General features: G+C 67.8%; 17 protein-coding genes. 13 read left to right on the forward strand and 4 right to left on the reverse strand.

Annotation, left to right across the window (positions count from 1 at the left end):
- Position 1 precedes the first annotated feature (1 nt).
- The 7 genes from ACFOYW_RS16080 (at position 2) to ACFOYW_RS16110 (ending at position 9,401) form a co-directional block, all read left to right on the forward strand.
- Complete coding sequence (locus ACFOYW_RS16080; RefSeq protein ID WP_390231175.1) at positions 2-1,693, forward strand: hypothetical protein; 1,692 nt, start codon at positions 2-4, stop codon at positions 1,691-1,693.
- On the forward strand, positions 1,690-3,204 hold the full coding sequence (locus tag ACFOYW_RS16085) for an ATP/GTP-binding protein (RefSeq protein ID WP_390231178.1): 1,515 nt from the start codon (positions 1,690-1,692) through the stop codon (positions 3,202-3,204). The genes ACFOYW_RS16080 and ACFOYW_RS16085 overlap by 4 nt, the downstream gene beginning before the upstream one ends.
- 11 nt (positions 3,205-3,215) lie before the next feature.
- On the forward strand, positions 3,216-4,220 hold the full coding sequence (locus ACFOYW_RS16090; protein WP_390231181.1) for a C40 family peptidase: 1,005 nt from the start codon (positions 3,216-3,218) through the stop codon (positions 4,218-4,220).
- Positions 4,221-4,266: 46 nt separating this feature from the next.
- Entirely contained in the window at positions 4,267-4,662 is a 396-nt protein-coding gene (locus ACFOYW_RS16095; protein WP_390231184.1) for a nuclear transport factor 2 family protein, read from the forward strand.
- 398 nt (positions 4,663-5,060) lie between these two features.
- On the forward strand, positions 5,061-5,219 hold the full coding sequence (locus tag ACFOYW_RS16100) for a hypothetical protein (RefSeq protein WP_390231187.1): 159 nt from the start codon (positions 5,061-5,063) through the stop codon (positions 5,217-5,219).
- Positions 5,220-5,329: 110 nt separating this feature from the next.
- Entirely contained in the window at positions 5,330-8,110 is a 2,781-nt protein-coding gene (locus tag ACFOYW_RS16105; protein ID WP_390231190.1) for an ATP-binding protein, read from the forward strand.
- 1 nt (position 8,111) lies between these two features.
- Entirely contained in the window at positions 8,112-9,401 is a 1,290-nt protein-coding gene (locus ACFOYW_RS16110) for a TRM11 family SAM-dependent methyltransferase (RefSeq protein ID WP_390231193.1), read from the forward strand.
- Positions 9,402-9,791: 390 nt separating this feature from the next.
- On the opposite strand, the gene ACFOYW_RS16115 is transcribed toward ACFOYW_RS16110, so the two are convergent.
- Positions 9,792-11,222, reverse strand: coding sequence for a recombinase family protein (locus ACFOYW_RS16115; RefSeq protein ID WP_390231196.1), 1,431 nt, complete (start codon positions 11,220-11,222; stop codon positions 9,792-9,794).
- On the opposite strand from ACFOYW_RS16115, the gene ACFOYW_RS16120 reads away from it, so the two are divergent.
- A complete protein-coding gene (locus ACFOYW_RS16120; RefSeq protein ID WP_390231199.1) occupies positions 11,203-11,457 on the forward strand; it encodes a hypothetical protein in 255 nt (84 codons plus the stop codon). The two genes, ACFOYW_RS16115 and ACFOYW_RS16120, sit on opposite strands and share 20 nt — an antisense overlap.
- 101 nt (positions 11,458-11,558) lie before the next feature.
- Here ACFOYW_RS16120 and ACFOYW_RS16125 read toward each other — a convergent pair whose 3' ends face one another.
- Both ACFOYW_RS16125 and ACFOYW_RS16130 read right to left on the reverse strand, forming a co-directional pair.
- Positions 11,559-12,548 (reverse strand): EamA family transporter, encoded by a 990-nt coding sequence (locus ACFOYW_RS16125; protein WP_390231202.1) that lies wholly within the window; start codon positions 12,546-12,548, stop codon positions 11,559-11,561.
- 45 nt (positions 12,549-12,593) lie between these two features.
- On the reverse strand, positions 12,594-13,031 hold the full coding sequence (locus tag ACFOYW_RS16130; RefSeq protein ID WP_390231205.1) for a hypothetical protein: 438 nt from the start codon (positions 13,029-13,031) through the stop codon (positions 12,594-12,596).
- Between ACFOYW_RS16130 and ACFOYW_RS16135 the strand changes: the two genes are divergently transcribed.
- The 3 genes from ACFOYW_RS16135 to ACFOYW_RS16145 all read left to right on the forward strand — a co-directional run bounded on the left by ACFOYW_RS16135 (position 13,032) and on the right by ACFOYW_RS16145 (position 16,981).
- Positions 13,032-14,279: an MFS transporter gene (locus tag ACFOYW_RS16135; protein WP_390231208.1), complete on the forward strand. Its 1,248-nt coding sequence runs from the start codon at positions 13,032-13,034 to the stop codon at positions 14,277-14,279.
- A gap of 43 nt (positions 14,280-14,322) precedes the next feature.
- Positions 14,323-14,925 carry a GNAT family N-acetyltransferase gene (locus tag ACFOYW_RS16140; RefSeq protein WP_390231211.1) on the forward strand — a complete coding sequence of 201 codons (603 nt, stop codon included), beginning with the start codon at positions 14,323-14,325 and terminating at the stop codon, positions 14,923-14,925.
- An 82-nt stretch (positions 14,926-15,007) separates the two neighbouring features.
- On the forward strand, positions 15,008-16,981 hold the full coding sequence (locus ACFOYW_RS16145) for a purple acid phosphatase family protein (protein ID WP_390231213.1): 1,974 nt from the start codon (positions 15,008-15,010) through the stop codon (positions 16,979-16,981).
- Positions 16,982-17,046: 65 nt separating this feature from the next.
- Here ACFOYW_RS16145 and ACFOYW_RS16150 read toward each other — a convergent pair whose 3' ends face one another.
- Positions 17,047-18,039, reverse strand: a complete 993-nt coding sequence (locus ACFOYW_RS16150) for an NADP-dependent oxidoreductase (protein ID WP_390231216.1) — start codon at positions 18,037-18,039, stop codon at positions 17,047-17,049.
- A 146-nt stretch (positions 18,040-18,185) separates the two neighbouring features.
- Between ACFOYW_RS16150 and ACFOYW_RS16155 the strand changes: the two genes are divergently transcribed.
- Together ACFOYW_RS16155 and ACFOYW_RS16160 are read left to right on the forward strand one after the other, a co-directional pair.
- The gene (locus ACFOYW_RS16155) at positions 18,186-19,241 is read left to right on the forward strand and encodes a GNAT family N-acetyltransferase (protein ID WP_390231219.1); all 1,056 of its coding nucleotides are present in this window, start codon (positions 18,186-18,188) and stop codon (positions 19,239-19,241) included.
- A 110-nt stretch (positions 19,242-19,351) separates the two neighbouring features.
- Complete coding sequence (locus ACFOYW_RS16160) at positions 19,352-19,963, forward strand: dihydrofolate reductase family protein (RefSeq protein ID WP_390231222.1); 612 nt, start codon at positions 19,352-19,354, stop codon at positions 19,961-19,963.
- The last annotated feature ends 22 nt before the right edge of the window (positions 19,964-19,985 follow it).

Here is a 19,985-nt window from a genome sequence, read left to right on the forward strand (position 1 = left end):
CATGCCTGAGACGTACGAGCGGTACATCGGCGGCGAATCCGGCCACCGCGCCTTCTTCGGCGGCCCGCGGTCCGGAGCGCGCACCTGGCTGCTCGCCTTCTTCGTCGTCGCAGGCATGATCGGCACGATCTTCTTCCACGTCTGGGGACTCGCGTTCGCGCTCGTCGGCGTCCTGGTCACGCTGGCACTCACGACCCGGACGCACAACGGCACGTGGCTGGAGCGGCACACCAAGCGTGCCCGGTGGAGCGCACGCAAGCGGCTGGGAACCGACCGCTACGAGCCGTACGACGTCGCGAAATGGGACCAGCTGCAGGCCGAACGCGCCGAGGCCAAGGGCCGACGCGCGGTCGAGCTCGACCGGCAGATCAACGCGCTGCGCGCCAACCCAGACGGCGCAGACGGCATGGGCTGGCTCCAGTACGGCTCGAACCAGCCGGGCATCGCATGGCACTCGCCGGTGGGCGAGAGCGACTACCTGTCCGTCGCCTTCAGCGTCTCCGGGCAGGTGCGCGGCATCGAGTCCAGCGGGCACCTCACCCGCGCAGCCAGCGCCTTCGGGCGGTTCCTCGCCGCCCGCGCGGGCGCGACCTCGCTCATCCGCGACGTGCAGACCCTCACCCGCGTACTGCCCCCGGACACCGCCCGCCACCAGGCCTGGGCGGTGACCAACCTGGAGCCGGAAGACCCCAGCTGGGGCAGGGAGACGCGGCGGATCTACAACGAGCAGAAGGCGTCTTATTCCGAGGTGATCCGCCGCACCAGTTCCGACGCGATGGTGCAGCGCCACTACGTCACCGTGAGCTGGCCGCTGACCCAGGCGTTCTTGGACGCGGCCGAGAAATTCGCGCCCGGCCGCGACGGGTGGCGGGAGCTGATGGACCAGCAGATCGTGCAGACGATCCGCGGACTGCAAGAGGCCCGCATGGGGAAGGTCACCGTGCTCACCGCACGGCAGACCGCGGCCCTGATCCTGCACCAGCAGAACCCGTCCATGCCGATCGACGCGGTGCGCCGCGTCGACCCCACCCAGTTCGGGCTACCGAGCCATGACGAGTTCTCCGCGCACGTCGTCACCAGCTACGACCCGACCGTGCTGGGGCCAGACGAGCCGATCGGGGCCGCGCCGGCCGTCGAGTGGTGGCACCGCACCGCGGCGATCCGGGCCGACAACATGAGCGTGCCCGGCCGCAGCCCCCTGTGGGCGCTGGACCTCCTGATCGGCAAGGAACTCGACTTCATCCGCACCGTCAGCTTCCACCTGCACCTGGTGCCGGCCGCCGACGCGAAATCCGCCACCCAGCGCGACGTGGTGCGCGACCAGTCCGAGCTGATTTCCGCCCGCAAGGCCGGACGGCTGAGCAGCGACGAGACTGAAGAGAATCTGACCGCCGCACAGCGCCGGGCGCGGGACCTGCGGCCCGGAAGCCACCACCACGGCGTCGAGTGGATCGGCTACGTGACCGTCACCGCGCCGAGCCGCGGGGAGCTGGCCCAAGCGTGCCGGCAGCTGGCGGACGTGTGCGATACGAGCCTGGGCATCAACAGGCTGGAGTGGCAAGACAGCTACCAGGCCGCCGCGAGCGGCACCGCCTGGCCCATCGGACGGGGGCTCAAGCCCAGCGCCCCCGAGTTCGCCTCGCGCGTCATCACACGCCTGGCAGGCCGGTCCGAGAAGGAGGCAATCTCGTGAGCAGCGAAACCCGCGGCCGCCGTGACCGCCGGCGCAGCGCCGACCGCGAACTCGACACCCAGGTGTCAAAGACGCCGCTGCTGGCGAAGATCCCCGTGCTGAAGCTCTTCATCTCACCCGACAGCCTCCCGGCACCCACGGGCGCCGGCCTGCTGGAGACGACCGTCAGCGGCCGCCCCGTGGACGTGCCGCCGTGGAACTTCCCCGGCACCCGCCTGCGCGCCAGTGGACGCCACGCCGCGCGCGGCTGGTACGCGCCGGCGCTGCCGGGCGCCCCGTCGACGACGCGGCAGGCCGAGGTGCTGAACACGGCGATCGTCGCGGCCCCCACCGGCACCGAGGGCGTCGTGCAGGGCCGGGACAATCTCTCCCGCACGCTCATCGCGCACGACCCGGCAACCGCCTACAACACCGAGCCGCGGCAGATCACCAGCCCCAACGTGCTGATATTCGGCACGGTCGGGGCCGGCAAATCGTCGCTGGCAAAGACCAACTACGTCCTGCGGCCGCTCACCCTCTACCACCGCCGCGCGGTGGTCTACGACAAGAAGGCCGACGAGGACCACGGCGAGTACACCGACCTCGCGCTGCAGCTCGGGTCGACGCCGCTCATGTTCAACGGCGACGGCACCGGCACGCGCCTGAACATGCTGGACCCGAACATCATCCGCGCCCAAGGCCTGCAGGGCCAGACGCTGCTGCTGTCGACCGTGGCGCAGATTGCCCGCAACGACACCCCCGCCACCGAGTGGGAGGCCAAGGCGATCCGGCACGCCGTCGTCCAGACCCTCACCCGGTTCCAGGACGGCCGAGTCGCCACCCCCAACGACCTGCTGCCGTACCTGGGCGAGGTGCCGAACGATGACGACCTGAGCCCCGAGTCGAAAGAGCGGCTGCACCAGGCTGGCCTCTCCGTGCGCTTCGCGCTGGAGGGCCTGCTGGAGGAGTACTCGGGCCTCCTCGACGGAGAGACCAGCCGCGACGTCGACCTGAATCACAAGCTCACCGTCTTCGACCTCTCCGGCCTGCCCGACACCGGGCCGGCCGTGCCGGCCGTCATGGCGATCGGCAACATGTGGCTGACGGGGCGGCTACGCCGTGATCGCGGCTACTTCACCAACGTGCTCTACGAGGAAGGCTGGCACCTGGTCGACGGGCCAGCGGCCCGCGTGGTCAAGGCCGGCGAGAAGCTGTCGCGGGCGCTGGGCATCTCGACCGTGTTCCTCATGCACAAGGGCACCGATATCCCGGCAGGCTCTCCCGGATACACGGTCGTGCAAGAGGCGCAGACGGTGCACATCTTCCGCCAGGACCGCCCCGAGGACGCCGCCTGGGCGGTGCGCACCTTCAACCTCGACCCGGCCAGCGAGGAAATCCTGATGAACCTGCAGCCCGGCCACCACCTGTTCAAGATGGGCTCGAACCCCGAGGTGCACGTGCAGCACATCCGCTCCCAGTGGGAAGCGGCCGTGACCAACACGGACGGCGCGATCGCCCAGGTGGCCCGCTAGGACGCCGGCCGATGAGACGGGTACTGATCACCGCGGCCGTCCTGGTCGTGCTCGCGCTCCTGACCGGCACTGTGATCCTCGGCGCCGGTAACCCGTCCCAGGCCGCGACGTGCACCACCACGTCGACGACAACCGCCAGCACCCACACGGCCGTCGACGGGTACTCCGGCGACCAGCTGACCAACGCGGCCGCGATCATCAACGCCGGCTATGCGCTGAAGGTGCCGACCTACGGCATCGTCATCGGCGTCATGACCGCGATGGGCGAATCGGGCCTGCGCGCCCTCGACTACGGCGACGAGGCCGGACCCGACAGCCGCGGCCTGTTCCAGCAGCGCGCCAACTGGGGCACGCTTGCCGAGCGGATGAACGCCACCGACTCGGCCACCCTGTTCTTCACGCACCTGCTGGCCGTCTCCGGCTGGGAAGACATGACGCCCACCGAGGCCGCGCACGCCGTGCAGATCAACAAAGACCCGAACTACTACACCCCGTACTACGCGCCAGCCGAGGCCGTCGTACAGGCGCTCTCCAGCGGGCAGGAGTGCAGCAGCACCACCGCCAGCGTCTCCGACGTCAGCTGGACCGGAGGCGGCGGCTTCGCCCCCGACAAGGCCGCCGTGCAGACCGCCCTCGCGTTCGCGCAAGAGCAGCTGGGCGACGCTTACGTGATCGGCGGCGCCGGCCCGAACGTGTGGGACTGCTCGGGCCTGACGATGGTCGCCTACCAGCACGCCGGCATCGACATCGGCACCCACTCTGTGGCCGACCAGTACCAAACCATGTCCGAAGAGGGCCGCCTGCTGCCCTACGCGGACGCCGAACCCGGCGACCTGCTGTTCTGGCACGAAGCAGACGGCGCCTGGGTGCACGTCGGCTTCTACCTCGGCAACGGCAAGATGCTCGCCGCCGCCGCACCCGGCGAAGGCGTCAAAGAGCAGACCGTGTGGACCTCCAGCAGCGGCGAAACTCTTGCCACCGTCGTCGGACGCCCCACCGGGACACCCACCACCTGACCAGACGACACCATGACCCCACCACCGCGCACGCCCAAAAGACGTCGTGCACGCCTACTTCCAGCGGCTCAACCACGTCAACCGCTCGCCAGAAGACTTCGAGCGGCTGATCGAGCTGTTCACCGCCGACGCTGTGGCGCGCATCCACCACGTGGGCGAGGCCGCCGGACACGCGCAGCTGCGCGCGCTCTTCCACCGATTCCTCACGCGCACCGCCCTGCACTTCACCCAGGCCGTGCGCGCCCAGCGCGAGCGGCAGGTCCTCGTGCGGTGGAACGGCGCCGGCCGCACCGTCGCCCACGCGCTCCTGCTCGAGTCGGGATTCCACATCGTGGACGTCACCGAAGTCGGCCGCATCGCCTCGCTGACCAGCGAGACAGACGACCACTGGCCCGACACCTGGCGAGCCGAGGAAGAAGGCGACAAGTACGAACATGGCTGAACGCACCATCTGGAGGCACCTGGCCGCCGACCCGCCACCGAGCAGGCCGGCAAGGCCGAGGCGACCAAGTTTCGCCTCATCGAGAACACCGGCAGCTTCGGCAAAGGCGAACGGGTCGAGCACGGTACCCCAACCACGCACTTCGTCGAAGCGTGGTCCGAGCTGGACGCAGCCGCCGCCAGCCTGAGCAACGGCGCCGGCGTCATCGCCATCAGCAAAGAGCGCAGCGAGGGCTGGGAGGCCGAAGGCGGCACCCGCTGCAGCCACGTCATCCTCGCCGACCGCTTCAGCATCATCGCCCGCGTCACTGTCGAGGACGTCCACGAATGCCCGCCTCCCGGACCTGGGCGATGGCGACGGTTCCTTTCGCCGGAGGCCTCGCAACATACGATGTGCTCATGACTCTCCTCTTGAATGAGCTGACTGCAATCACCGGCGAACGCATCCATCTTGCGCGCGCCCACCTCAGCGACGTCGAGATGGCACGGGCGGTCGAGATTCAGAGCCAGATCGGCTCTCTCGGCGCCGAACTGGACGACATTCTGGGCAGCGAGTAGCCGTAGCCGCCCTGGCACCAGGTCTGGACCGTAGCTTCGGTCAGCGCCCGCGAAGATCTATTCCCGCTCGGCCAGCGGGTTACGATGCCGCGCAGAGGCAGGCACGCGGGGTGCTCATCATCCTGGGCACCAGAGCGAACACCAGTAACGACGTGGCCGTGCCTCACTGCCGACGTTCATCGGATGGACTCGAGGAAAGGCTGGACGTCGGGGATGAGCGTTGCTGCCCAGGCGAACCCATGCACCGAGCCTCGTCGGGCGTCGCCCATAAGATCGATTTGACTGACCGAGAGCTAGTGGGAGACCCCATGACGTCGTTCGCGACCGACATCGCTGCAAGCCCCGACACGACGGATGTGCGAGACGTTGAGGTTCTCGTTTCGTACGAGGTAGTGAAGCTGTTCAGCGAGCAGCTCTATACAACGCCCGTGAAGGCGATCGAGGAGCTCGTCGTCAATAGCTGGGACGCGGCGGCGACGGTGTGCTCCGTGCTGGTCGATGTCAATGGCGACAATCCAGTCATTGCGGTCCTCGACGACGGTAACGGGATGACCGTCGACGAGCTCGAGAACCTATGGCACATCGGCGTTAGCGGGAAGGCGAAGGCGAAATCGACTAGAAAGCTCATCGGCAAGTTCGGAATCGGCAAGCTTGCGAGCTACTCCGTCGCGCGACGTGCCACGTATGTCTCGAAGACGGATGCGGGCGTAAATGCTGTGGCCATCGACTTCGAAGACTTCGCGAACGCAACCGATAACGCCGGCGTTGCATCCCCAGTAACACTCAAGATCCGTTCCGTTGACTCGGTCGGGGCGCTCTTGACACAGTTAAGCTCCAAGGGGTTCGACCGTGTAGTCGAGGTCGAGGAACCAGACCCGAGCGATCCGGAGAACAAGCAGGTCTTGCGCACCCTGGATCTCGCCTCGCTCAGTAGTTGGACGCTGGTGATCCTCGAGGACCTGAAACCGAAAGCTGCGCAGCTGGCAACTGGCCGTCTCCGCTGGGTGCTCGCTACCGCCATGCCTCTCGCGAGCGATTTCGTGCTCAACCTCAACTCATCCTTGGTCCGGAGCGCGAAATCACAGATCCCACGCATCGCCCAGTTCGCGATTCAGGACATCGACCAGAAGAGGCTCGACGACCTTAATAAGAAGCACAACACTGATTGGCGCAAGTCCGCGGACGGTGTCGTCTCGACGAAGTTCCCTGCCGGTATTCAGGGCACCGCCTACGTCGCGGAGCGATCGCTTTATACGGAGGGCGGGAAAAGCGAAGATCTCGGCCGTAGTCACGGTTTCTTCGTACGCGTTCACGACAGGCTGATCAACGAAACCGACCCCCTATTCGGCGCGACACCACTGTCTTACTCGACGTGGAACTTCTTCGCTGCGGAGGTACACGCTGACGATCTAAATCCGTTTATCACGGCCGCCCGAGACGACGTCGAGCAGTCAGACATGAAAGCCCAGCTCCGAGCCCTGCTAGTCGCCGTCTTCTATCAAGCCCGCGATCTTGCTGAGGCCGCAAAAGACGCGAAGCTCAAGAAGGAGCGCGTCAACAAAGAAGGTCAGCTAGATTACGTCAGCACGTCCCTAGTCGAAAAGCCGTTGGCGGACGCAATCGCTGAGACTGCGGAGGCAATGGTCACTGTCTCACCCGATGGCGACGTGACAGAGAGCGGCCAAGACTCGATCGATCGCCGCTGGCGCTACCTGGAACCCGTCGGGACGCTGGACGACGCCCAGCTTCTGGTCGAGCAGCTCTACGCCGACAAACGCACCGAGAAGCGGTACACATTCCGATACACGCAGCGCGGCCGTTCCGCTCCGCTCGCGAGCCTCAACGCCGCGACCGCAACCTTCTCGATCAACGAGGATCACGAATTCGCGATCGAGTTCGGTGATGATGCCAAGTCGCGTCGAGCATTGGAGGCGATCGCTGTCGCTGAGGTAATGCTCGAGGTGTACCTCAACCAGACTCGCATGCCAGAGACGACCATCCAACAGCTCTTGGACATCCGAGACACGCTGCTTCGAAGTCTTGCGCGCGATCATGGCCTCTCACTTGCCTCGCTTGCTCAGGAGCTTCGCGATAGCGCCGCCAACGACGTCGCACTCGAAATTGCCCTGGTCGGCGCACTACGGGCGCTCGGATTCTCGGCAAAGCACATCGGAGGGCCCGGCACACCCGACGGCGTAGCAAACTTCCTGATCCATGGCACCGGAACGCGGTCGTTCACGGCCGAAGCCAAGAGTTCGGCAAAGCAACCGGAACTATCTCAACTGGACTTCGCGGGACTGCGGTCGCATCTGGAGTCGGAGGGTGCGGACGGGTGCCTTCTCGTCGCGCCGGCCTACCCCGGCGGGCTTGACACCGAGAGCGAGGTCAGCAAGAGGGCCCGGCAACAGCGGGTGAGTTGCTGGACGATCGACCAGTTGGCGCGCGTGGTCGCTCAGGCAGAGGATCGCCATATCAACGCCAGTCAGCTTCAGGAGATTGTGCTTGAGTCGTTTGATCCCGCTTCGGTCACGAAAGCCGTCGACGAACTGCTCGCCTCACCCACGTTCACCCACACAGAACTGTACGCCGCGGTAATCGAGGCTCTACGCGATCTCGCCAATCGGCTTGCCGACGCTCCGCGGGACGTGTCGATGATCGCCGGTGAAGTGAGCAGAGATCCGCATTTCGCCGGTATTCAAATGAGTGAGGTCGACGATGCGATCCGTGACCTTGCTCGTGCGAGCCGTGGAATGCTGAATCTGGCCGAGGGCGGGAAGGTACAAGTACTAGGTTCGATCGACGAGTTAGAGCGTCGGGTAGCTGCCCTGACTCACGTTGAAGGGAAGCCTCGGAGACGCGGAAGTTTCCGAAGCGATGGTTCCGGCGAGTGAAATGCTGATCGAAGAGTTCAAGTATGAATCCGACCTTCCGCGCCTAAAGATTCATAACGTATTCCGATACCCCGCGAAGTTCCATCCACCGGTTGCCGCGAAACTCATCAGCCGATTCTCTCGACCCGGCGATGCGATATTGGACCCCTTCTGCGGCAGCGGAACTCTCCTTGTCGAAGCTGTCCGGGCTGGTCGCACCGCATTCGGGGGCGACGTGGATCCGCTCGCCGTATTTGTCTCGCAGGCGAAGACCCGCAGGTATGATCCGGAACAGCTCGAGATCGTACTTAAGGAAGTACTCAAGGTGGGCGAGACGTTGTCCCGAGGTTCGGTCGAGCATGACCGGCTGATGTTCCATGACATCGATGATGAAGGGTACGCTGCCCAGCTTGCAGGACTTTGGGTTCCCGCCATCCCACACCTCTTCCATTGGTTCCGGCGATACGTGACCGTTGATCTAGCTCGGCTCTTGCACACCATTGACAAGATCGCCGACGGCGAGCCGGGGGCCTCCGCATTCCTGCGCCTCAGCTTTGCTGCGGTGATTCGGAACGCAAGCAACGCCGATCCGGTGCCGGTTTCCGGACTGGAGGTGACCTCGCACATGCGACGTCGCGACGCAGCAGGACGGACCATCGATGTATGGGCGCTCTTCCGGGCGAAGGCCGGAAAAGTGCTCGAATCTATTCGCGAACTCGAGGCGGCCCGAGTTGATTCCGCGACCGCCGAGGTCGTGGCGCGCGATGCGAGGCTTCCATATGACGGGAACGCGGTCCAAGCGGTAATCACTTCTCCTCCCTACCAAAGCGCTGTCGATTACTACCGCCGGCACCAGCTGGAGATGTTTTGGCTCGGGTTGACCGGTTCGCAAGCTGAACGCCTGGCTCTGCTACCCAGCTACGTTGGACGGGCTAATACGCCGCAGTCCCACCCGGATGCGTTGGCAGAGTGGCGATCGAGCAGTTCGGCTAATGAGTGGCTCGAAGAGATTGGGCGGGTCAGCGAGCGCAGGGCCCGCGACTTCCGCGCCTACTTCAGCGCGATGACGATGGCGTTCGCCTCGATGGATTCAGCTCTCGTGCCGGGGGGTGTCGCGGTGGTGGTGGTCGGGCGGAGCCGATGGAGTGGAGTCACCATCCCCACCGAAGGACTGTTCAAAGAGCTGGTTCCTTCGACGCTACGTCTTCGTGAGCACCTCGCGTATAAGGTCAGCAACCGGACGATGAGCTACACCAGACACAACGGGGCAGATATCAACGAGGAGCACGTTCTCGTGTTCGAGCGCGAGTAGTCTTTTCGTCGAGCTGTTCATAGCGTGACCCTGCGTGGGTGAGATGTGCGTAACGGTTCTGAGTGAGCTGAGCAGTTAGCGAGCGATTTGCGCGGAAGCTGGTCCGTCAGCGGGCTGAGTCGAGTGCGGAGGTGATTGCCGCCCACGCTTTCTGTCCGAGCGCCCGATCCGCGCTTCGATGAGCTCACGAAGCACTGCGACCGCGTCTGGGTGCATCGGATCGGCCGTGCCGACTGTTGACCTCCAGAGGCACGCATACGGCGTGCGACCTAATGCACGATGACGGGACCGTATCAGCAATGTTGAATGGACTAATCGGCGGTGATGCGTGCATTTGGGTGGCGGAAGTCCCTTGCCACCATCGAGCCGCCGCGGGCGAGACCTGTATGCCTAGAACGCCCAGTCCGGGACGATGCGCTCTGGCGTGAACCCGTTGCGACCCGGCAGTCCCGGGCCGATCGACGCGGCTGTCAGCACGGCGCGGATGATTGCATGCTGCCGATCCAATGTCAGTGTCTCCCAGTGGGAGGCGAGCACTGCCCCCTGCCCGATGAGCGCTTCCAAGGTGTCCTGCCCGGCGAGGTCGTTCAGCCTTCGGGTGGCCTCTTGGGCGCGCTTCTCCGCCACTGGCCGGGCGGCGAGGTACTCGGCCCGGGTGATCTCCTCGCTCCCGAACATCTCTGCCAATTCCGCAAGCCTGGTCTGCGCTCGGTCCAGTTGCGCCGTGAGCTCGGACCGTACGGACGCGACTTGGTTCTGCCCGGTCAGCACCGCCTCGGCCTGCGGGGTATTCAGCCGGTACAGCGCTGCTTCGGTGAGCCACTCCTCGACCGGGCGGGCTGCGACCGTGATCCGCCCGCACCCGCCGTGGTCCGGGCCCGACACGCATACGTACCGGCGTTCCTCGCCACCATTGCGGGTCTTCCGCGCGGCAGAGTAGAGGACGTGCTGGCATCTTCCGCACCGCAGCATCCCCGACAGGAGGTACCGGCGCGGTGCGCGCCGTCCGGAACGCTTGCGCGAGGCCGCCACGTGGAGGATTTGCTCGCGCTGCTCCACCGTGATGATCGCCTCCCACGCCGCCTTCCCCGCGATCTCACCGTGGTGCTCCCGCAAGCCTGCGATACGTCCTGAGGTGAGGATCTGCCGCAGGGCCGCCGAATGCCACGACGCCGCTTTGCCCGAGGTCGGCACCTGCTGTTCGTTCAGCCACAGTGCGAGGGCACGCAGCGACTCGCCCTGGATGAACCGCGAGGCCACCGTGCGGATGATCTCCGCCTCCGACTCGCGGACCGTCATTCGGTCCATCTCGTAGCCGAACGGGCGATTGGAGCCCCCGTTCGGCAGCCCCAGCTGAACGTTCTGCTGCACCTTCCGGCGGATCCGCGCCGACTTCCTGGCCGACTCGTTCGCTGCCACCGCCGCCGTGAGCCGCGCGATGAGCATTCCGTTGTCGTTCCCGAAGCCGATATCGGACGTCACCGTCACGAGCTGGTCGACCCCGTGCTGCTGGCAGACTTCCGCGAACTGCTCGAACTCGATCGGGCGCCGGGTGAGCCGGTCTTGGTGATACGCCACCACCGCACCGATCCGGCCCTCTTCGATGTCCCGCAGCATGCGCTCGAAGCCCGGACGCGGCTTGTCCTTGAACGCCGAGATGTCATTGTCCACGTACTCGTCGAACACCACCCAACCGCGCTCCGCGGCCAGACGTCGGCAGTCCTCCAGCTGACGCGCCACCCCCAGGCCCTCGCCCGTCTGATCCGACGAAATCCGGGCATACAGTGCCACCGGACGAGAGATGGCCACCGTCTTCCGCATACGGTCAGTCTACGAAAATGCCGACAACGGCGTCAACCTCTGCTGGTTCCACCATCGCGAGATCGACACCGGGCCCTGGCAGATCCGAATGAGAAACGGGCTGCCGGAAGTCAGATATGCATTCGGCAACGACCGGCGGGACTGGGCAGCCGCCGGTAACGGCGCCGCCGCCAGAATCCGCGCCGCTGCCCCGACCGCACTCGACCCTGCGCGCACCGAGCGACAACGCCCGTGACCCCGCTACCGCGCACCACCCTGCCCACTGGCGCGCTGCCCACTGCCGAGCTGGCGATCTCACCGGCTTGCATCACGCGAGGTGAGTCCGCACGCCTCGCGTCAGCTGACCGCCAGCACCGCGCTCGACGCGAACGCCAGGCCGAGGCCGCACAGCTGAAGCCATGTGAGACGCTCGCGCAGCACGACCGCCGCCAGCACGATCGTGCCGACCGGGTAGAGCGCGTTCAGCACACTGATCACGGGGAGTGCGCTCGTGTCGCCTGGTACGTGCAGTCCCGCCTGAATGAACACGTTCGCGGACGCATCGAACACGCCGCACGCGACGACGATCAGCCAGAACCGCGTGCGACGCGACAACCGGATACGGCCCGTGCGGGGATCGTCGGAGTCGCCCGAGCCAGCCGAGTCGCCCGAGCCGCCCGAGTCAGCCGGGTTGCCAGAGTCAGCCGAGTCAGTCGGGTCGCCAGAGCCACGGGTGTCAGCGGCAACCGCCCGTGCCCGGCTCAGCACGATGACCGCCCCCACGCACATCACGACGGTCTGAACGACGCGCGCCACGATGAGCGGCGCGATGCCGTCAGCGGCGCTCGTGCTGTTGTAGGCGAGCACCAGTCCCCCGAAGCCGCAGCCCGCGACCGCCGCGATCAGCACACCGCGTGCGGTGAGGTGTGCGCCCGAGGTGTTCCGCGACGTCGCGACCAGCACGACGGCGACGATCGCACCGGCCATCGCACAGATCCCGATCACGCTCATGCGAGTGCCCGTGAGCAAGCCGACGACGACGGGAAGCAGCGCCGTGAACACCGAGGTGAGCGGCGACAGCACGCTCATCGGGCCGACGGCGAGCGCGATGTACAGCAGCAGCACGCCGATCGAGCCGCACAGACCGGCCACAGCACCCCAGACGAGCGCGTTCGAGGTGAAGCTCGTGTGCAGGAACGACGCGGCCACGAGCAGCGGCACGATGCCGACCGCCGCGGCGATCGCCGTCACGATGATGGGGCGCGTCCCCCGGCTCGCGAGGCCGCCGAAGAAGTCGGCGATGCCGTAGGTGATGGCACCCGAAAGTCCGAGGATCACCGTGAGCATGGCAGAGCTCCCGCCCGGCAAGGAAAGACCGTCATCGCCTGCCGCTCAGCCGGCGTCGCCCCGCGTCGGCTCCTCGACCGCGTAGACGACCGCCGACCAGTGGTTGTCGATCTCGTCCCACGCGCCGACGCCGTCGTAGCTCACCCGATACCTGGTGAGCAGCAGCGGGCCGAGCACATCGATCACGTCGGGCCGGAACGGCGTCTCGGGCGAGAGGCCGAGCCCGAAGCTGTCGATGATGCTGTCGTCGGCGGCGCGCAGCCAGACGCCCCAGCCGCGCTCGACCGGCATGGCGACGACACGGAACACGTGGGCTGGTCGATAGTCGGCGGGCAGCGGGTCCGGCTCAGTCACCACGCAACCGTATCCCGCCGCGCGCGCCCGCGCCGCCCAGCGCCGCCCGCCGCCGCCCAGCACCGCATTGCGGATGTCGCGACGCGCCGACGCGGGAAGGAACTCGGGGTGCAGATGCTTGAGCCTCACATGACCTCGTCTTCACGGACCGCCGCGCGGCCGGCTTCACCCAGCTCCGAGCGCCGCGGATGGCTCGGCGTGCTCTCGGTCGCGCTCGGCTCGTTCGTGCTCGTGCTCTCCGAATTCCTTCCGATCGGGCTGCTGCCGTCGATCGCCTCCGGCCTGCACGTCTCGATCGGTACCGCCGGCCTCATGGTCGTCGCGACAGCGCTCGCGGGTGCCGTCGCCGCGCCGGTCGTGACGGTCGCCACATCGCAGGTCGATCGGCGCGTCGTGCTCGTCTCGCTCACGATGCTGCTCGTCGTCGCGGACGCGCTGGCCGCCACCGCTCCGAGCTTCGCGGTGCTGCTCGTCGCACGCATGCTGCTCGGCATCGGCATCGGCGGCTTCTGGGCCATCGGTGCGGGCATCGCCGGCCGGCTCGTCGCGCCGTCGTCAGCGATCCGCGCGACCTCGTTCATCACTGCGGGCATCTCCGTCGCAACCGTGGTGAGCCTGCCGCTCGGCGCGTTCGTCTCGGCGGTCGCCGGCTGGCGGCTCGCGTTCGTGATCGGCGGCGGCCTCGGCATCATCGCGCTCGTCCTGCAGCTCGCGATGCTGCCCAGCATCCCGGCGATCCACCGCGTGCGCTTCTCCACGCTGACCGCGCTGCTCAGAATCCCCCGCGCCCGCGTCGGCCTGATCGCGACCACCTTCGTCTTCATCGCCCAGTTCGCCGCGTACACCTACGTGTCGCCGTATCTCCAGCAGCTCGTTCGGATCGGGCCCGACACGATCACGCTGGCACTGCTCGTGTTCGGCATCGCCGGCATCGCCGGCAACTTCATCGCAGGCCTCACGCTGAGTCGCAGCCTGATCGGCACCCTGGGGTCCGCGAAGTTCGTGCTCGCCGGCGCCGTCGTGCTGCTGCCGCTGCTGGCGCACTCGCTCATCGGCGTGTTCGTGCTTCTCGTCGTCTGGGGGCTCGTGTGGGGCGCACTCCCGCTCGGCATGCAGACCTGGATGGCGGCGGCGTCGCCGGGGGGAGCCGAGAGCGGGCTCGCCCTGTTCGTCACGACGATCCAGCTGGCGATTTCGGTCGGCTCGGTCGTCGGCGACGCGGCGGTCTCGGGGCTCGGTCTCGCCGGCGACTTCTGGCTGTCGGGGGCGATCGCCGTGGCGGGTGCGATCGTACTCGTCGGGCTCGGGTTCCGGCGGTCGGTGGTTCCGCAGCCTGGGCTGCCCGCGGCCGATGACTCGTGCCCGGCGCCCTGCTGAACCAGCGCTTGCGCGCGCCGGCCCGTGCGGGCACAGTCGGCTCATGGCCGTGACCGCCAGCAGCTACACGACGCGACCGCTCACGCCCGAGACGTGGGACGACTTCGCCGCACTCGTCGAGGCGAACAACGGCGTGTGGGGCGGATGCTGGTGCATGGGGTTCCACCCCGAGGGCGTGGGCCGCGGCCACACCGCCGACGGCAATCGCGACGCGAAGCGCCGGCACGTCGACCGAGGCACCGTGCATCAGCTGCTCGTCTACTCGGGTCACGAGTGCGTGGGCTGGTGCCAGTACGGCTCACCAGCCGAACCGCCGCGAATCCTGAATCCGGCCGCGTATCAGAAGGAACTCGTCGCGCTGCCGGACTGGCGGATCGGGTGCGTCTTCACCGGCAGCCGGCACCGGCGTCAGGGGGTGCTGCGGGCAGCGGTCGCCGGCGCACTCCAGGCGATCGCCGAGGCGGGCGGCGGCCTGGTCGAGGCCTACCCAGAGCAGCTGGAAGACCGCGGTCCGCAACGCGGCGCCTATCTGCACACGGGCCCTGAGACGCTGTTCGCCGAGTTCGGATTCGTGCGCGACCGTCGGATCGCCAAGTGGCGCTGGGTGATGCGCCGGGAGGTCGCGGCCGCCGGGTCGGCCCGCTGAGGGGGCCGTTGCCCAGCCGTTCATCTGTCCCCCACTCGGGTGGTACGCGGGCGTTCACCGGCCGCGGTTAATTTCAGCAACCATGACTGACCACGAAACGCCAGCTGACCAGCATTTCGGTGCTGATCCCAACGTCCCGGACCACGAGCACACCCGCGCCATCACCCGGCGCGGCTTCCTCGGCGGTTCCCTCGCCATCGGCGCAGCCATCGCCGTCGGCGGTCTGGCCGAAGACGGCCTCACGGCCCAGTCCGCCAACGCCGCCACGGCCAGCACGGTCCCGTCGGTCCCGCTGCCCACGACCATCGTCCCCGAGCAGCTGCGCCTCGCCTTCGGCGCGAACCCCGCGACCGAAGTGACGGTCTCGTTCTCGGCGCCCGGCACGGTGCCGCTTCCTGCGCCGACGCTGGCGTACTCCAAGCATCCGATCACCCGCGAGAACCGCGGCACGATCGTGAAGCTGCCCAAGCCGACGCCGCTCAACGCGAAGTCGGTGCGCACGGGCCCCGCAGCGACGAGCTTCACCGACGGCACCTCCGGCTTCACGACGTACAACTACCACGTGCCGCTCAAGGACCTCGAGCCGGGCACGAGCTACTACTACGAGGTGAGCAACGGCGCCGAGCAGGCGTCGGTCGCGGGGGCGTCCTTCACCACGGCACGCGAGGGCCGGTTCCCGTATCGCTTCACCAGCTTCGGCGACCTGGGCACCCCCGACGGCGACCTCAGCGCTTCCGGTCAGTCACTCACCGCCGAGGCGAGCGACACCTCGTACTACACCGTCGGGGCGATCGAGAAGCCCGGCGACGGCGGCCCCGCGCCGCTGTTCCACCTGCTCAACGGCGACCTCTGCTACGCGAACCTCGCCCCCGGAACCGCTCCCGCCGTGTGGCGCGACTTCGGCGTCAACGTGGCGCGCTCCGCCGCCCACCGCCCGTGGATGCCGGCCCTCGGCAACCACGAGATCGAGCTCGGCGCCACCGCACGCGACGGGTCGAAGTCGACCACGGCATTCTGGAACGGCCCCTACGGGCACGGCCACTATCTGTCCCGCTTCGTGCTGCCCGACAACGGCGTGGTGAACTACGACCGCAACCACCTGCAGGGCAACTTCTACGCGTTCCAGGTCGGCACCGTGTACTTCATCTCGCTCGACGCGGACGACGTGACCTACCAGGGCAACCAGATCAGTGAGACCGCGACGAACACCTACGACTCGGGTCTCACCATTCCGGCCGGCACGGTCAACAGTTCTTATGAGTACACCGGCACACTGGTCGCCGGCAGCAATGACGCCCTGGTGCCCGGTGGCCGCACCCCGAACAAGCAGACGCTGTGGCTGGAGGAGGAACTGCGCCGGGCCCGCTCCGACGAGAGCGTCGACCTCGTCGTGGTGTTCATGCACCAGTGCCCGCTGTCAGCGAACACCGCGGGCAACGGCACCGACCTCGGCATCCGCAAGACCTGGCTGCCGCTGTTCGACGAGTACGAGGTCGACCTGGTGCTCTCGGGACACGAGCACGTGTTCGAGCGCTCCTTCCCGGTGCGCGGCTACGACCACGGCGAGTACGGCACCGTCACCACTGCGTTCACCGAGGGCCGCAACGACTACGCCGTCGGCGACGCGTTCAACACGCGCCGCCCCGCCGTGGTGAAGAACGCGACCGCGACCGTCGACGGCAAGCACGTCGTCGACACGAGCCGCGGCACCGTGTACTACATCCTCGGCGGCGGCGGAGCACTCAGCACCTACGGCTACACGACCGACCCGGCCACCGGCATCCGCCAGGCCAACATCTGGAGCACCATCAACGGCCGCGACGCCGTCGAGGACGCCACCTGGTCGGACACGGTCGATTCCGGCGACGCCCACGGCTACGCGGTCTTCGACGTCGACCCGGGCCGACGTCACGGCGAGACCACGATCACCGTCAAATGGTTCCAGCTGCCGACCGTCGCCGAGGGTGCCGCACCCGCGTTCGACCCCACCCCGTATTCGTCGGTGACCTACGGTCGCAGCGAGGGCTGGGGGCGCGGCCCCGGCCGGCGCGCCTGAGCCACGCCAGACGAATCCGCCCGCCTCGGGTCAGCCGGGGCGGGCGGATTCGTGTGCGAGACGCGCTACGGGATCAGCACGATCTTCCCGTGCGTGTGGCGCTTCTCGAGTTCCTCGAAGGCGTCACGAATGCGGTCGAGCGGGTAGCTCGCCGCGATCGGCACCGTGACGGCGCCCTCCGCCACGAGGCTCGCCACTTCGCTCAGCACCTCGCGCGTCGAGGCGTCGCCGCTGCCATCGGACTTGGTCCCGAACTCCTGCGCGGCACCGAACGAGATGATCGTCTCGATGCGCTCGGGAGCGATGCCGAGCTCGATCGCGAGACGCACGTACTCGGGGCCGTAGAGATCGATGAACGCGTCGATGCCGTCGGCCGACGCCGCCGTCAGCCGATCCGCCAGCCCATCGCCGTAGGCGACCGGCGTCGCGCCGAGACCCGCGACCGTCTCGGCACTGGCCGCCGAAGCGATGCCGAGCACGCGTACGCCGCGGTGACGCAGCAGTTGCACGACGATCGACCCGACTCCGCCGGCCGCGCCCGACACGGCGACCGTCTCGCCCGCCTGCGGGTCGACGGCGCGCACGGCTGCGTACGCCGTGCACCCGGCGATATACAGCGCACCCGCGACCTCCCAGCTGAGCTCGGGCGGCTTTCTGATGAGTTGCGTGACGGGCACAGTGGCGTGCGTGGCGTGGCTGCTGCGCTCCCACGAGTACCCGAGAACCTCGTCGCCGACGGCGAAGTCGGTGACGCCGGCCCCGAGCGCGACGACGACGCCGGCCAGATCGCTGCCCTCACCCGACGGGAACGTCGCGGGCAGCCTGTCATGCATCGCTCCGTTGCGGATCGCAGCCTCACCCGGGTTGATCCCCGCGGCGCGGACCTCGACGAGCACCTCGCCGTCCTTCGGCTCGGGCATCGGAACGTCGGCGACGTACAGCACGTCACGATCGCCGTAGCGGTCGAAACGGACCGCGCGGGCCGTCTTCCTGGTCGGTGCGCTGGCGGATGCGCCGCTCTCGGTTGCCGCGCCGCCGGTCGCTGCGTTCTCGGTCATCGTGGTCCCCTGTCTCGAGTCGATGTCGAAGCCGACGAGGTCATGGAACGCGAAACCGGGCCTATTGTTCCCCGGCGCCACAACTGTTCCCCGGCGAGACAACGTCATGCGGTGCGCGGTGAGAGCGGCGACGGTACGGTGCGTAGATGACGTCGGACTCGAACGGCGCGTTCACGCTGCGCGCCGCCACGCCGAGCGACTCCGAGGCGATCGACCAGCTCAGTCGGCTGAGCGCCGACGGCGGCGCGGTGCCGTATCGCCTGCACACGCATGCGCGCGTCGACGGCGACGGCCTGACGCGTTCGCACGCCGTGGTGGCCGTGGCCGCTGACGACGGGAGCGTCATCGGTTCCGCCCGCCTGACGATCGGGGAATGCCGTTACGAGGGCGAATACCGCCCGTACGGCATGCTCGGCTCGCTCGTCGTGCACCCGGATCACCGGCGGCACGGCGTGGCAGCGTCACTCGCACGGTGGCGGATCGACGAGGCGGAGCGCAGCGCTGGGCCAGACGTGGTGGTCCTCGCCGATATCCAGCGCGGGAACACGGGCTCCACCGCCGCCGCGCGCCGGTGGGCGACTGCCTTCACCGAGCCCTGCCTGACGACGCCGACGCCCATGCTGACCCGCGCCCCGCGCCCACCACGCGGTTTCGAGATTCGATCGCTTCGGGACGACGAACTGCCCGAGGCCGCCATCGGGGCGACCATGGCGCTCGCGGACTACAACTTCGCCCGCACCTGGACGCCAGCTTCGCTCGGGCAGTGGCTCGGCTGGGCGCCGACAGGCCCCGCGATTCATCACTACCGGGTCGCCGTCAGCCCGTCGGGCGCGATCCTCGCCGGCATCGCGCTGCGCCAGGAAGGGCTGCTGCGAACCATGGAGATTCTGCGAATGCCGCGCACCATGCGGCTCGCGAACACCGTTCTGCGCGTCGTTCCGAAGGACGGCATGCTGCGCAACCTGGCGGTCGAGCACTTCTGGTTCACGCCCGGCCGGTTGGAGGCCGCCCGCGCGCTCTGGAACGACACGCGCTGGACCTTCCGCGACCGGGGCAGCAATCTGCTCATCACGGTGGATCGCAGGAATCCGATTCTGCCCGTCCTCGGGGTGCGGCCATGGACGCCGACGACGTCGATCACGACCGCCGTGAGAGCGGCGCCGCCGCTGTCGCCCGATCGGCTCGTCGCCCCGCTCGAGTGAGTCGCGGCGGCGCCGTCGCCCCGTCCGAACGCCGGCTCGGCGCGCTCGCCGAACGCACAAGGATCCGCCATGATGCTGCACAGCGCAGAACCACTAGTCAGGAGACGCTGATGTCGGACACGACCTGTCACATGTCGATCTCGCTCGACGGCTTCGTCGCCGGGCCCGATCAGCGGCTGGACAATCCGCTCGGCACCCGCGGCCAGGAGCTGCACGCGTGGCACATCGGTGACCCGCGCGCGAACGCCGCCGACGAGACCGCGACCGGCTGGCTCATGCGTCCGCGAGGGGCGTACGTGATGGGCCGGAACATGTTCGGCCCGATCCGCGGCGAGTGGAACGAGCCATGGGAGGGCTGGTGGGGTGCCGAGCCGCCGTACCATGCCCCGGTGTTCGTGCTCACCCACTTCGCACACGCGCCGATCGAGCTCGAGGGCGGCACCACGTTCTATTTCGTCACGGACGGCTTCGACGCCGCGTACGCGCAGGCGCTCGATGCTGCCGACGGCCGGGGCGTCGACATCGCCGGGGGCGCGTCGACAGTGCGGCAGGCGCTCGAAGCCGATGTGATCGACGAGCTCACCCTCGACATCGCCCCCGTTCTGCTCGGGCGCGGCGAGCGCATCTTCGACGGGGCGCAGACCTTCGGCTTCGAGCCCGTCGAGGTGCTGCACTCTATGCTTGCGACCCACGTCCGCTATCGCAGAAGCAGCGATGACTGACCATCCATCCCATCGAGCTCCC

This window comes from Gryllotalpicola reticulitermitis (assembly GCF_042651345.1).
Classification (GTDB): domain Bacteria; phylum Actinomycetota; class Actinomycetes; order Actinomycetales; family Microbacteriaceae; genus Gryllotalpicola; species Gryllotalpicola reticulitermitis.